This window comes from Streptomyces diastatochromogenes, assembly GCF_002242805.1.
In the GTDB taxonomy this organism is placed as follows: domain Bacteria; phylum Actinomycetota; class Actinomycetes; order Streptomycetales; family Streptomycetaceae; genus Streptomyces; species Streptomyces diastatochromogenes.
This window is the reverse complement of record NZ_MCGQ01000052.1, coordinates 161,670-174,823: the sequence shown is the minus strand read 5'-3', so window position 1 is coordinate 174,823 and position 13,154 is coordinate 161,670. Positions and strand designations below refer to the sequence as shown.

Here is a 13,154-nt window from a genome sequence, read left to right as displayed (position 1 = left end):
TGGTCTCATGATTCGTCACGAGAGGGGCAATGCGTGATGCGTGGTCTGACCAGAAGAGCCCTGTTCGCCGGATCCGCCGCCGGAGCCGGCGCTGCGCTGCTGCCCACGGGCCCCGCCCAGGCGAAACCGAACTCCAAACCGGTCCGCACCTGCGTCAGTTACCGCGCCGGCTACCACTTCACGGTCCCCGACCAGTGGAAGAACGACCCACAGCGCCCGGTCTGGATCGACGGCGAGTACCACTACTACTACCTCTACAACGCCGACTACCTCGCGGGCGGCGAGGTGGGCACCGCCTGGCGCCTGGCCACCAGCACCGACCTGGTCTCCTTCACCGACCGGGGCGTCGCCGTGCCGAAGGACACCACGGTCAACGGCGATGTGTGGTCGGGCTCGGCCGTGGTCGACAGCGGCGACACGGCGGGCTTCGGCGCGGGTGCGGTGGTCGCCGTCGTCACGATGTCACCCGGCGGCGGCACCGACCACCAGGCCCAGTTCCTGTACTACTCGACCGACGGCGGCCGCACCTTCACGAACCACGGCACCGATCCCGTGCTGCCGAGTCCGGGCACGGGTGCCGACTTCCGCGACCCCAAGGTCATCCGGGACGAGGACCGCGACCGCTGGGTGATGGCCCTGGCCGAGCACAACAAGATCGGCTTCTATCACTCGGCGGACCTCAAGTCCTGGACGTACACGGGCGGTTTCGCCAAGGACGGCATCGGCGTCCTTGAATGCCCCGACCTCTTCCGGATCACCGCCGACGACGGCACCGGCAAGTGGGTGCTGGGCGTGAGCGCGGACGGCACCGGCTCCGGGCAGCCCAACACGTACGCGTACTGGACCGGTTCCTTCGACGGCGGCGCGTTCACGGCCGACGCGGCCGATCCGCAGTGGCTCGACCACGGCTGGGACTGGTACGGGGCGGTCACCTTCGAGAAACGGGACACGGCGGGATCGGTGGACCCCACCGCGCGCTACGCCCTCGGCTGGCTCAACGACTGGGCCTACGCCCACACCACCCCCACCATCGACGCCGACGGTTTCAACGGCACCGACTCCGTCGTCCGCGAGATCACCCTCAAGAAGTCCGCCTCCGGCGGCTACTACCTCGCCTCCCGGCCGGTTACCGCCCTCGACTCGTACGTCTCCCGCACGGTGCACCTCGGCGACCTCACCGTCGACGGCACCCGCCTCCTCGACTACACCGGTATCTCCTACGAGCTGACCACGGAGATCTCCTGGTCCCAACTCACCGGCGCGGGGATTCAGTTGCGCCGCTCCCCGGACGGCGGACGGCACATCGACGCCGGGGTCTGGGGCGACTACGCCTTCCTCAACCGGCGCGGCACCGTCAACCCCGACACCAGCGGCAACCGGCAGGAGAGCCGCAGCCCCTTCGACCCGAACGCCGGCCGGGTCAAGCTGCGCATCCTCGTGGACCGCACCTCTGTCGAGATGTTCGTGGACGACGGCCGGTACGTGCACTCCAGCGAGGTGTTCCCGTACCTGGTGGACGATCGGCTGGCGCTGTTCTCGGCCGGCGGTACGGCTGTCTTCCGGAACACGGTCATCCGGGAGTTCACCGTGTGAGGGCCGGGATGTCACGATCTGCGGGGAACCGGTACCGACGAACATCGGAGCGCGCATGACGACGCACAGGGCCACTGCGGAGCAGACCGAGCGGGTCGACGGCGTGGAGGTGAAGCCGGTCGCCGGGTACATCGGAGCCGAGATCACCGGCGTCGATCTCGCCGGGCGGCTGGACGACGCCGTGGTGGCCCTGATCCGGCAGGCCGTGCTGCGCTGGAAGGTGGTGTTCTTCCGCGGTCAGGAGCTGGACCACGCCGCGCACATCGCCTTCGCCCGCCGCTTCGGCGAGCCGGTCGTGCTGCCGCGCCGCGGTCCGCACTCCCCGCCGGACTTCCCCGCGATCGAGACGACCGCCGACCGGCTGGAACTGGCCGGAGGGTACGGCATGGAGCGCGACGAGTGGCTGCACCGGCGTCGGCACACCCTGCTGCGCGGCTGGCACTGCGACCACGGAGCCCGGGTCGACCCGCCGGCCGCGACCGTCCTGCGCGCCGAGACCGTTCCGCCCTACGGCGGAGACACCACCTGGGCCAATCTGGCCGCCGCCTACGCCGGGCTGTCGGCGCCGGTCCGCGCCTTCGTGGACGGGCTGCGCGCCGAGCACCGGCTCGGCGTGGGCTACCAGCCCCGGCCAGGCGACGACCCGTACGTCCGCCACCTCCTGGACCACCAGGTCGTCTCCGAGCACCCCCTGGTGCGGGTGCACCCGGAGACGGGGGAACGGGTGCTGTTCGTCAACGGCTACTACCTGGAGGAGATCGTCGGCCTCTCACGTCCGGAGAGCACGGCGATCCTGGAGATGCTCGTGGAACAGGCGGTCCGCCCCGAGTACACGGTCCGCTTCCGCTGGGAGCCGGGCAGCGTGGCCTTCTGGGACAACCGTGCCACCATCCACCTGGCCCCGAGCGACCACGCCCACGTCGGCTCGTCCCGGATCATGCACCGGGTGATGCTCGCCGGTGACGTACCGGTGGGCGTGGACGGCAAGCCGTCCGAGCCGGTCACCGGTACGGAGCCGGGCCGCTGGTGAGTCGGCCTCAGCCCGCAGCGTGCCACCCCAGGGCCGGCCCCAGCTTTGTCGCCAGGTCGGTCAGGATCTGCACGTAGTCCTCGTGTCCGAAGGTGAACGGCAGCGCGAACGCCACCTCGTCGATCTCGCGGAACGCGGCGTGCGCGTGCAGCCGCTCGGCGAGTTCGTCCGAGGTGCCGACCAGGTCCGGGGCGAAGAGCAGCCGCGCCGGGCCCTGCGGGGAGACCGTCCGGGGGAGGCGCTTGGCCGCGTACTCCTCGTACTTGGCCCGCTGCTCGGGGCTCGCGGAGTCGGTGGGGATCACCACCAGGCCCTGGGAGACGCGGGCCGCCTCCCCGTCGGGGTGCTGGGCGCGGAAGGCGCGGATGTGGGACAGCTGGATCTCGGCGAAGTCCAGCGGCCCGTCCGGATCCTCGGCCTTGACGACGCTGCTGGTCAGGAAGTTCATGCCGTGTTCGCCCGCCCAGCGTGCCGAGCCGAGGCTGCCGCCGCCGTACCAGAGGCGGCGGCCGAGCCCGGGGGAGTGCGGCTGGACGACATCGGAGAACACTTCGAAGCCCTCCGCCCCGCTGAAGTCGGTGGCCGGCTTGCCGCGCACGAAGTCCAGCAGTCGGCGCACCCGCTCGTAGCTGAAGTCTTCCGCGTCGGCGGTGTCCGGATACAGGGCCTCCTTGACCTGCTCGAAGTGCATCGGCGGGCCCACGCTGACGCCCGGGTTCAGCCGGCCGCCGGACAGGATGTCCACGGTCGCCAGGTCCTCGGCGAGGCGCAGCGGGTTCTCCCAGCCCAGCGGGATCACCGCGGTGCCCAGCTCGATGCGCCGGGTGCGCTGCGAGGCCGCCGCCAGCACCGCGACCGGGGACGAGATGCCGTACTGGAGGTGCCGGTGGCGGACCCAGGCGCTGTCGAAGCCCAGCCGCTCGCCCAGCTCGATGATCTCCAGCGTGGACTCGTGGCCCAGGCCCGGGTCGGCAGCGTCGAACAGCCCGATGGTGAGGAAGCCCAGCTTGCGCAGCGGGCGGGGGGTGGACGGCACGGGCTCCTCCATCGGTCGTACGTCGGTTCTGCCCCGATTCTGGCAGGCCAGTGTGACAACCGTGTGATCACTTCAGCGGGATGGTGACCTCGTCCTCGACCGGCGGATCGAGTTCCTGGGCGAGGTTGCCGGTCGCCGCGAAGCAGCGCAGCCGTACCGCCTCCGGGGTGACGTCCAGACGCAGGAAGCACTTGAAGAACGGCGGGCTGTAGGTGTCGGAGGCGGGCGAGAACAGCTGGGTGTAGATCTTGCGCACGGGCAGCCGGAACCGGGAGGCGCGGTCGGGGCGGCCACCGGTGCCCAGCAGGCTCGCGACCAGGCGGGTGCGCCGGGTGACCCGGGTGTCCGGGCTGGGCGCCCGGCCCGGCTCGATGCCGAGCCGTTCGGCGACGACGGCCGTCGCCTCGGACTCGGTGAGGGTGAAGAAGCGGCGCAGGCGCAGGCGGCGGCCGTACAGGCGGCTGTAGAAGGCCAGCGAGTCGCCGCGCAGCGGATAGCAGCGGAAGTCCCGCTCGGTGACGCCCGCGACCGAAACCCGCGGGATGGTGTGGGTGGCGTGCATGAACGCGCCGCCGCCACCCGCGACCACGTACTGGACGGTCCGGCCGTCCACGTCGACCGGGTAGCGCTGGTAGTTGTGGATGTCGCCGCCGATGGCGGCCACGTAGTGGTGCGCCGGGTCGCGGACGATGTCGTCGACCGTGCCGCCGCCCTCGATGGCACAGGGGTGGTGCTCGCCGTCCACGTACAGCGGCGAGCCGGTGATCAGAATCTTCGGCTTCGGCCCGCGGGAGACCTCCCGCAGCCAGGCGCCCTGTTCGGCGTCGATCGTGCCCAGCAGCCCGGTGTCGATGCCGACGATCCGCACCGGACCGGCATCGATCGCCCAGTACGGCCCCGGCTGTACGGCCTGTTGTCCCGGAGCCGACCGCAACTTCCGTGCGTCGGCGAGGTGTTGCCCGTCCGCCGGGTGTGCCCGGTGCCAGAGCAGGGCACGCCACCAGGCCCGGCCGAGCGGGCGGGGCGCGGGCTCGGTGGCGGGCGGCGGGGCATCGGCGCAGAAGACGCGCATGAACGCGCCGAGGTCCTCGTACCAGTCGTGGTTGCCCGGGATCGCGTAGACGGGCGCCGGGTAGGCCTGGTACGGCCGGAAGAACTTGACGCCGTAGTCGTCCGCGCTGCCGACGGGATAGATGACATCGCTCGCGATCACCGCGAACTCCGTGCCCTGACTCATCTTCAGAAAGCCCGGCACGACGGCGTACTGGGAGTCGTCGCCCTCGCCGGTGTCGCCGAAGACCATGAAGGAGAACCGGTCCGGCACCTCCTGCCGGACCACCTTGTCGGCGGGTGCTCCCGCCTCGGCCTGCCGGGCCACCAGGCGGCTGCGGGTACGGCCCGTCGGGTCGCCGAACCAGGACGCCAGCACTCCGTTGCGGGCGGCCAGCAGGGTCTTCGGATTCAGCCACGACAGCTTCTCGACATGGTCGGGCATGAGCTGCTGGTAGGTGCCGCGTTCGGACGGGCCCCAGCCGGCGCCCTGTGCGGTATCGCGTGAGGAGTCAGACACGCGGTGCACGGTAACAACGATCCGATCACGGCGCGCAGGTGGGGCCTGGCACGATGCGTCCCGGACCCGCACCGACCGAGAGGCCCGCGTAACCGGCGAGAACACCCGCGCCCCCGACTTCCTCGACCTCGTGCCCGACCTCGAAAGCGGCCCGGAGCGGCTGCTGTTGGGCATCCGCCGCTTCGACGAGCCGTTCCTGCTCACCGTCTCCCTCTCCCAGGGCCTCGGCTCCAGCGAGCTGCAGCTGGCGACTCGCCGACACCCTCAGGCCGGTGGAGGCCCGGGAACAGCAGGTCATGGCAGCCGAGTTGATCGACGCCTACCTGGCCGACCCGCGTACGGTACGGCTCGACCCGCTGCCCCGGGTTCCGCCCGGCGCGCCGAACTGAGGGTGGACCCGATCAGTCCACGGTCAGCGAGAACGGTCCGGCCAGCACCGAGTAGCCGTCATTGGCGAGGTAGTACACGTCGTACTTGCCCGCGCCGCTCAGCTTGCCGGTGGAGAAGGTGGCCGCGCCGCTGGCGTTGGGCGTGTAGGCCCAGGTCAGTGCGGACTTCTGGCCCGGGGTGACCCCGGCCGGGTAGATGCCGATCCAGTTCTTCGCGCTGACCTGCGCGGCGGACGGGACCGCGTACCGGAACGTGACGTTGCCGCCGTTCGCGACCGCGTTCAGGTCGCCGGTGAGCGTCGGTGCCGTCGCCGTGGACGGTGCGAAGGCGGCGTTCAGCGGCGTCGCGTAGGTGTCGTTGGCCGTCAGGCCGGGCAGGCCGAGGGCCGCCTCGATCGTGCGGGCGATGCCGTAGTGGTCGTAGTGGACCGGGCTGTTGGTCCCGGCCGGAACGGTGCCCTGGGAGCCGACGACCGTGGTCACGATGTGGTTGTACGCCTCGCTGTTGCTCTCGTCCCAGGTCAGGACGAGCAGCGAGCGCTGCTGGGTCCAGGCGGGAGAGGACAGCACCGGGGCGAGGGTCTGCTTCAGCCAGCCGTCCTGCGTCTTGAGGCTGGTGGCGTTGCCGTTGCCGGAGGCCTCGCCGTCGTAGTAGTCGTCGGCGGCGATCCAGGAGAAGTTCGGCGTGGTCGCGGCCGACTGCAGGTCGGTGGTCAGCTGCGAGGTGTCGAACAGGTGGGCGGCGCAGCGCGACGCGTTGCCGCTGATGTCGGTGTAGTTGATGAACGGGGCGTCATCGGGCTCGTAGTAACTGTCGTTGTTGTTCTTGGTGTTGCAGGGCGTGCCCATGCCCTGTTCGTAGGCCTTCCAGCTCTTCCCGGCGTCCTCCAGGGTGTCGCCCAGGTTGCGCTGCGGGGAGTTGATGTTGGGCCAGTACGTGGCGCCCTTGGCGTAGGTGTCGCCGCCGGCGACGGCGAGGTAGTTCTCGTCGCTCGGGTGGTAGACGCCGTGGAAGTCGGTCAGCGTCGCGCCCTGGGCCATCAGGCTGTGCATGTAGGGCGTGTCGGCCGGGTCGTTCATGACCGCGGAGTAGTCGGTGTTCTCCATCATGACCATGAACACGTGGTCGTAGCCGGGCACCTGCGACGCGGGCGGGGCGAGCGGGGCCGGCGCGGTGACCGGGGTGTTCAGGGTGAGGGAGAGGTTGTCGAGGTAGCCGGTCTCGTGCGACGTCGACAGGAACTGCACCTCGACCTGGATCGACCGGGTCCCCGCGGGCACCGTGCCGGTGGCGCTGCGGGACAGGAACTTGGTGGCCAGGCCCCGGTCGGACGCCGAGACCGTCGGCAGCTTGGCCGTCGCGCCGAGCGGGTGGCCGCTCGCGTCGTGGAAGTGCAGGCCTACCGCGACATAACCGCCGTAGGTCGTCCAGCCGCCGAGCCAGCCGGAGAGGTTGTAGCTCACGCCGCCGCCGTCGACGGCCGAGGCCGCCGAGGAGACGTCCACGGTCTGTGACATCGAGCCGTCACCGAAGTTGCCGGGCCCGAAGAAGGCCTTGCCGGGGGCCTTGCCGTCGCCGGGCAGCCCGAAGGACCCGGCGGTGTGGCACATGACGTCCGGGCCGCCGGCCTCGGTGGTCCAGCCCGGCACCGTGGTGGCCGCGGCCCAGTCGTCGGTGCAGTAGCCGCCGGCCTCCGCATCGCCGTTGACGATCAGATTGCCGCTGCTCCCGGCCGCGTGGGCCGGGGGAGTACAGACGATCAGTGCGCCGAGGAGGGCCAGCAGCCCGCCGAGGGATCTCCAGCGCATTCGCATGCGTGTACCTCGTCCCGTTCAAGAGGGTGTCGTGAGGGTGTGGGCCGTACGGCCCGGCTGTGCACGATGAACGGGACATGGGTATCGGTCCACGCTGTCGAACGGAAGAACCGATGCCAAACTTGACCAGACAAGTTGGCATGGTGCCGGTCAGGCGGCGCCCTGCTCCGCGGCCTCGCCGGGCGCCGCCAGCCAGGGCATTCGATGGACGAGGACGTCGCGCATCCTCGTGAGCGCCGCGATCCTCTCCTCCAGCTCGGCCACCCGGCGTGCGCCCACGTCATAGTTGTCGGCGCACGCCGGGGAGTAGGTGAAGACCTCCGGCAGATCGGTGTCGAGGTACCGCACGAACGACTTCACGTCCTCGACGGTGAACCCGGAGGCCAGCAGGTCGCGGACGTTGTGGACCCGGGTCTCCGCGACCGGGCCGTAGACGCGGTAACCGGCCGACGTCCGGGCGGACTCCAGCAGGCCCTGCTCCTCGTAGTAGCGCAGGGCGCGGGTCGTCGTGCCCGTCCGTGCCGCCAGCTCGCCGATCAGCATCCGTCTCCCCCTTTGAACTCCCGCTCAGGCTACCGGCGTTCGCCCAGCCGCATCGGTGAGGCGGACCACGGTCTTCCCGGTGTACCGGCCGCCGACCAGGTCCAGGAGCGCCTGCGGCGCAGCGGCCAGCCCTTCGACCACCGTCTCGTCGTAGACGATGGATCCCTCGCGCAGCCAGCCGCGGAACTGCTCACCGAACTCCGCGGCCCGGTCCAGGTGGTCGAAAAGGGTGAAGCCCCGGATCGTCAGGCGCTTGGCCGCGACGCTCAGCAGGTCACCGGGCCCGTCGTCGGGACGGCCCGTGCGCTGCCGGTTGAGCGCCCCGCACACCGCGATGCGGCCGTGCTCGTTCATCACCTCGACGGCGGCCCGCAACTGCTCGCCGCCCACATTGTCGAAGTACACGTCGATGCCGTCCGGCGCCGCCGCGCGCAGCCGGTCCAGTACGGGACCGTCGTGGTAGTCGAAGGCCGCGTCGAACCCGAGCGTGCCGGTCAGGTGGGCCACCTTCTCCGGCGACCCCGCGCTGCCGATCACCCGGGCCGCGCCCTTGAGTCGCGCGATCTGCCCGGCGAGGCCCCCGGTGGCCCCGGCCGCACTGGAGACGAAGACCGTGTCCCCGGGCCGCAGTCGAGCCGCCTCCATCAACCCGACGTAGGCGACGAGCCCGAAGCCCAGGTGCATGGACGGGCTCGGGTAGGCCCTCTCGTCCACCCGGCGGAACGCCTCAGCGCCGGCCACCGCGTACTCCCGCCAGCCCAGCCGGTGCACGACCAGGTCGCCCTCGCTCAACGACGGATCCGCCGAGGCGACCACCTCGCCGACCGCGTTCCCGTACATCACCTCTCCCACCTCGTAGCCGGGTATGGGCAGTTGGGAGCCGCCCGACATCAGCAGAAGCATGCCGGGATCGAGGGACATGAACAGGTTGCGCACCAGGACCTGGCCAGGTGCGGGGTCCGGGACGGTCGTCGTGACGATCCGGAAGTGGTCGGGGGTGGGGAACCCGTCGGGCCGTGCGGCGAGTCGGACCTCCACACCGTTACGGGCGAGGCGGGAAGAGGCAGGCGGCAACGCGCTTGTGGTGAAGGACGTCATGCGGGCGACGCTAGACATTGACCCCTACGTGAAGGTCAACCCCGACCAAGAGCACTTGGGGGCCAAACCGGCGGGAGTGTCCCGGGCTGCCCCGCCCGCATAGGGAAAACCCTCGATTGCCCCCGACGTGGCTGACATGTGCGAGTCAAAGCTGAAATCCTCCCCCCGCACACGGATCCTCCAAGGTGTGTTCACGGATCACGGTCCCCGCACAGCTCAGCTCGTCCCGGGCAGCACACCCGTCTGCCCGGTCTGTCACCGGCCGCGACCCGGCGGCCGCAGCAGGAGGAGTACGAGTGAGACGTCTTCCCCACAGACGGGCCACGGTCGGAGCCGCACTGGTCTCCACCGCCGCCTTCCTCGCCGTCGGCATCCAGTCGGTCCCGGCGACCGCCAAGCCCGCAGGCCCGCACCCCAGCCCGGTTCGCACCGGAGGCCTGGAGGCCAAGCTCAGCCCCGCCCAGCACTCCGCGCTGATCAAGAGCGCCAAGGACAAGACCGCCGCCACCGCCCGCACCCTCGGGCTCGGCGCGCAGGAGAAGCTGGTCGTCAAGGACGTCGTCAAGGACAACGACGGCACGCTGCACACGCGTTACGAGCGCACCTACGCCGGCCTCCCCGTCCTGGGCGGCGACCTCGTCGTGCACACCCCGCCCGCCTCCCTGGCCGCGGGCACCGTGAGCACGACCTTCAACAACAAGCAGAAGATCAAGGTCACTTCCACCGCCGCGACCTTCACCAAGTCCGCCGCCGAGACCAAGGCCCTCAAGGCAGCGAAGGCCCTCGACGCGAAGAAGCCCACCACCGACAGCGCCCGCAAGGTGATCTGGGCCGGCCACGGCACCCCGAAGCTCGCCTGGGAGACGGTGGTCGGCGGCTTCCAGGACGACGGCACGCCCAGCCAGCTCCACGTCATCACCGACGCCACCACCGGCAAGGAGCTGTACCGCTACCAGGCGATCAGGACGGGCACCGGCAACACCCAGTACAGCGGCTCGGTCAGCCTCACCACCACGCTGTCCGGTTCGACGTACCAGCTGTACGACACCACGCGCGGCGGCCACAAGACCTACAGCCTCAACAACGGCACCTCCGGCACCGGCACCCTGATGACCGACTCCGACGACGTCTGGGGAACCGGGTCCGGCTCCAACACCCAGACCGCGGGCGCCGACGCCGCCTACGGTGCGCAGGAGACCTGGGACTTCTACAAGAACACCTTCGGTCGCAGCGGCATCAAGAACGACGGCGTCGCCGCCTACTCGCGCGTCCACTACAGCAGCGGTTACGTCAACGCCTTCTGGGACGACAGCTGCTTCTGCATGACGTACGGCGACGGTTCGGGCAACACGCATGCCCTGACCTCGTTGGACGTCGCCGGCCACGAGATGACCCACGGCGTCACCTCCAACACCGCGGGCCTCGAGTACAGCGACGAGTCCGGCGGCCTGAACGAGGCGACCTCCGACATCTTCGGCACGGGGGTGGAGTTCTACGCCAACAACAGCTCGGACGTCGGCGACTACCTCATCGGCGAGAAGATCGACATCAACGGCGACGGCTCGCCGCTGCGGTACATGGACAAGCCGAGCAAGGACGGCGGATCCGCCGACAGCTGGTACTCCGGCGTCGGCAACCTGGACGTGCACTACTCCTCGGGCCCCGCGAACCACATGTTCTACCTGCTCTCCGAGGGCAGCGGCACCAAGGTCATCAACGGCGTCACCTACAACAGCCCGACCTCCGACGGCGTCGCCGTCACCGGCATCGGCCGGGCCGCGGCCCTGCAGATCTGGTACAAGGCGCTGACGACGTACATGACGTCCAGCACCAACTACGCCGCCGCCCGCACCGCCGCCCTCAACGCGGCAGCAGCCCTCTACGGCACCAACTCCACCCAGTACGCCGGGGTGGGCAACGCCTTCGCCGGCATCAACGTCGGCAGCCACATCAACCCGCCGAGCAGCGGGGTGACGGTCACCAACCCGGGCAGCCAGACCGCCACCGTCGGCACCGCGGTCAGCCTGCAGATCCAGGCGAGCAGCACCAACAGCGGTGCCCTCACCTACAGCGCCTCCGGGCTGCCGGCCGGCCTGTCGATCAACAGCTCGACCGGCCTGATCTCCGGCACCCCCACCACCGCGGGTTCCTCCAGCACCACGGTCACGGTGACCGACTCCACCGGCGCGACGGGCACCGCGACCTTCGGCTGGACGGTCAACCCCACCGGCGGCGGCTGCTCCTCGACCCAGCTGCTGAGCAACCCGGGCTTCGAGTCGGGCAGCACCGGCTGGACGGCGACCAGCGGAGTCATCGGCACCGACAGCGGTGAGGCGGCCCACAGCGGCTCCTACAAGGCCTGGCTCGACGGCTACGGCTCCTCGCACACCGACACCCTGTCCCAGTCGGTGACGATCCCCGCGGGCTGCAAGGCGACCCTGACCTTCTACCTGCACATCGACACCGCGGAGACCACCACCAGCACCCAGTACGACAAGCTGACGGTGACCGCGGGTTCGAAGACCCTGGCCACCTACTCGAACCTCAACAAGGCATCCGGCTACAGCCAGAAGTCCTTCGACCTGTCCTCGCTGGCGGGCTCGACGGTCACGCTGAAGTTCAACGGAGTCGAGGACTCCTCGCTCCAGACCAGCTTCGTCGTGGACGACACCGCTCTGACGACCGGCTGAGTCCCCCGTCACGGTCCCGCACCCCCGAGGGTGCGGGACCGCGGCATGTCAGGAGAGCGGATCCAGCGTCAGATACGCCTGCTGCGGGCCGCCGTCGTGGACCAGCGACTCCTGGTTGCCGACGTCGTCGAAGGCGAAGGCGTACGCCTTGCCGTCGGCCATCTGCGCGTGGATCTTGCGCGCGTAGTGGTTGGTCACCGAGTCCTGGTAGAAGTTCGCCGCCGAGGTGTCCGGCTGGTTGGGGTTGACCAGCAGGGTGGAGCGGTTGAAACCGGCGCACAGCGTGCGCGAGATGGGGCCGCGCACCTGGTCGTTGGGCGCGTCCAGCAGCTTGTGACAGCCGAAGATGCTGGACGCGTCCGGCTTCTGGAAGCTCGTGACGACCGCGCCGGAGGAGTTGGTGAAGTTCATGACGTTCCCCGAGACCCGGCCGTAGTACTTGGTGTTCGGCTGGTCGGTGAACGGCGTGACCGTCAGCGTCGACGTCGCGTACTTCTGCCACACCCGGTTGACGTAGTCGTCCATCACGTTCGCCGGCAGGGCACCGGTCTCCACGCCGTACAGCGGGGACAGGGCGCGCAGCACGGTGCCGTCGGAGCGCGTCTGGATCAGGTTGGCCCAGCCGCCCGGCTGTCCGCGCAGCGCGTTGAAGAAGCCGGTCCAGCCACCGGACTTCAGGTGCCCGGTGCTGCTCACACTGCCGTCGGCCCGCTGCACGCCGACCGCGTACGGCGCCGAGAACATGTCCACCTGGGTGCTGTTGAGCCACAGCCCGGAGTCGTTCAGCGTGTACTCCGACCAGTTGAACAGGATGTTCCGGTTGGGGTCGGACGGGTTCTGCACGGCCGGCTGCACCAACCCGCCGGTGGTGAGCCGGAAGTCGAGCTTCTGGCCGTAGGAGAAGTAGATCCGGCCGGAGAACTTCGGTATCCGGATCGTCTTCGACTGTCCGGCGGCGGGCCCCGCGATCGCCGCGTCCGGCGCGGGAGTCGGCGGGTTGCCGCCCGCGGGCCAGGCGTGGAAGGTGCCGTTGGCGTCGGCCCAGCCCTGCTGCCCCGAGGACAGTTGGGTGCCGAGGTCGTAGACGTACACCGGGTCGGAGCGGCCCGAGTTGTTGGTGATCTTCAGGGGGATGGTGTCCGGCACGGCGGCGCCGGCGTGGTCCGGTGCGACCAGCGTGAGCAGGCCGCCGACCAGGGCCGCCGCGGCCGCCAGGGGCAGCGCGGGGCGCGTGATGCTGGGGGGCACTCTCCACCTCCGTGTGGGGTCGGGGTCGTACGGATATTGGTCCGTACCTGTTTGAGAGCGCTCTCAGCGTTGCGGTCGGGTGCGTGCATGTCAATGAGTTGGACGGGAAACGAGTGGGACGGGATCCGGGGGCGCCCGTCGC

General features: G+C 70.1%; 9 protein-coding genes. 3 read left to right on the top strand and 6 right to left on the bottom strand.

Annotated features, from left to right (window positions below; all coding sequences use genetic code 11):
* The first annotated feature begins 36 nt into the window (after positions 1-36).
* Both BEK98_RS42420 and BEK98_RS42415 read left to right on the top strand, forming a co-directional pair.
* On the top strand, positions 37-1,593 hold the full coding sequence (locus BEK98_RS42420; protein ID WP_094222150.1) for a glycoside hydrolase family 32 protein: 1,557 nt from the start codon (positions 37-39) through the stop codon (positions 1,591-1,593).
* Positions 1,594-1,648: 55 nt separating this feature from the next.
* On the top strand, positions 1,649-2,623 hold the full coding sequence (locus BEK98_RS42415; RefSeq protein WP_094222149.1) for a TauD/TfdA dioxygenase family protein: 975 nt from the start codon (positions 1,649-1,651) through the stop codon (positions 2,621-2,623).
* Positions 2,624-2,630: 7 nt separating this feature from the next.
* Here BEK98_RS42415 and BEK98_RS42410 read toward each other — a convergent pair whose 3' ends face one another.
* The 5 genes from BEK98_RS42410 to BEK98_RS42390 all read right to left on the bottom strand — a co-directional run bounded on the left by BEK98_RS42410 (position 2,631) and on the right by BEK98_RS42390 (position 9,074).
* Positions 2,631-3,659: an LLM class flavin-dependent oxidoreductase gene (locus tag BEK98_RS42410; RefSeq protein ID WP_094222234.1), complete on the bottom strand. Its 1,029-nt coding sequence runs from the start codon at positions 3,657-3,659 to the stop codon at positions 2,631-2,633.
* A gap of 67 nt (positions 3,660-3,726) precedes the next feature.
* Positions 3,727-5,229, bottom strand: coding sequence for a metallophosphoesterase family protein (locus BEK98_RS42405; RefSeq protein WP_094222233.1), 1,503 nt, complete (start codon positions 5,227-5,229; stop codon positions 3,727-3,729).
* Positions 5,230-5,630: 401 nt separating this feature from the next.
* The gene (locus tag BEK98_RS42400; RefSeq protein WP_167444393.1) at positions 5,631-7,427 is read right to left on the bottom strand and encodes an alkaline phosphatase family protein; all 1,797 of its coding nucleotides are present in this window, start codon (positions 7,425-7,427) and stop codon (positions 5,631-5,633) included.
* A 156-nt stretch (positions 7,428-7,583) separates the two neighbouring features.
* A complete protein-coding gene (locus BEK98_RS42395) occupies positions 7,584-7,976 on the bottom strand; it encodes a MerR family transcriptional regulator (RefSeq protein WP_094222147.1) in 393 nt (130 codons plus the stop codon).
* A 24-nt stretch (positions 7,977-8,000) separates the two neighbouring features.
* Positions 8,001-9,074 (bottom strand): NADP-dependent oxidoreductase, encoded by a 1,074-nt coding sequence (locus BEK98_RS42390; RefSeq protein WP_094222146.1) that lies wholly within the window; start codon positions 9,072-9,074, stop codon positions 8,001-8,003.
* Between the two features lie 296 nt (positions 9,075-9,370).
* On the opposite strand from BEK98_RS42390, the gene BEK98_RS42385 reads away from it, so the two are divergent.
* Positions 9,371-11,764, top strand: a complete 2,394-nt coding sequence (locus BEK98_RS42385) for a M4 family metallopeptidase (RefSeq protein ID WP_094222145.1) — start codon at positions 9,371-9,373, stop codon at positions 11,762-11,764.
* 48 nt (positions 11,765-11,812) lie between these two features.
* On the opposite strand, the gene BEK98_RS42380 is transcribed toward BEK98_RS42385, so the two are convergent.
* Positions 11,813-13,012: a glycoside hydrolase family 64 protein gene (locus BEK98_RS42380; RefSeq protein ID WP_094222144.1), complete on the bottom strand. Its 1,200-nt coding sequence runs from the start codon at positions 13,010-13,012 to the stop codon at positions 11,813-11,815.
* Positions 13,013-13,154 lie beyond the last annotated feature (142 nt).

Excerpts from the sequence above, each read along its gene's own strand:
- BEK98_RS42420 (WP_094222150.1), top strand. The coding sequence starts at position 37 with ATGCGTGGTCTGACCAGAAGAGCCCTGTTCGCCGGATCCGCCGCCGGA.
- BEK98_RS42415 (WP_094222149.1), top strand. The coding sequence starts at position 1,649 with ATGACGACGCACAGGGCCACTGCGGAGCAGACCGAGCGGGTCGACGGC.
- BEK98_RS42400 (WP_167444393.1), bottom strand. The coding sequence starts at position 7,427 with ATGCGCTGGAGATCCCTCGGCGGGCTGCTGGCCCTCCTCGGCGCACTG.
- BEK98_RS42395 (WP_094222147.1), bottom strand. The coding sequence starts at position 7,976 with ATGCTGATCGGCGAGCTGGCGGCACGGACGGGCACGACGACCCGCGCC.
- BEK98_RS42390 (WP_094222146.1), bottom strand. The coding sequence starts at position 9,074 with ATGACGTCCTTCACCACAAGCGCGTTGCCGCCTGCCTCTTCCCGCCTC.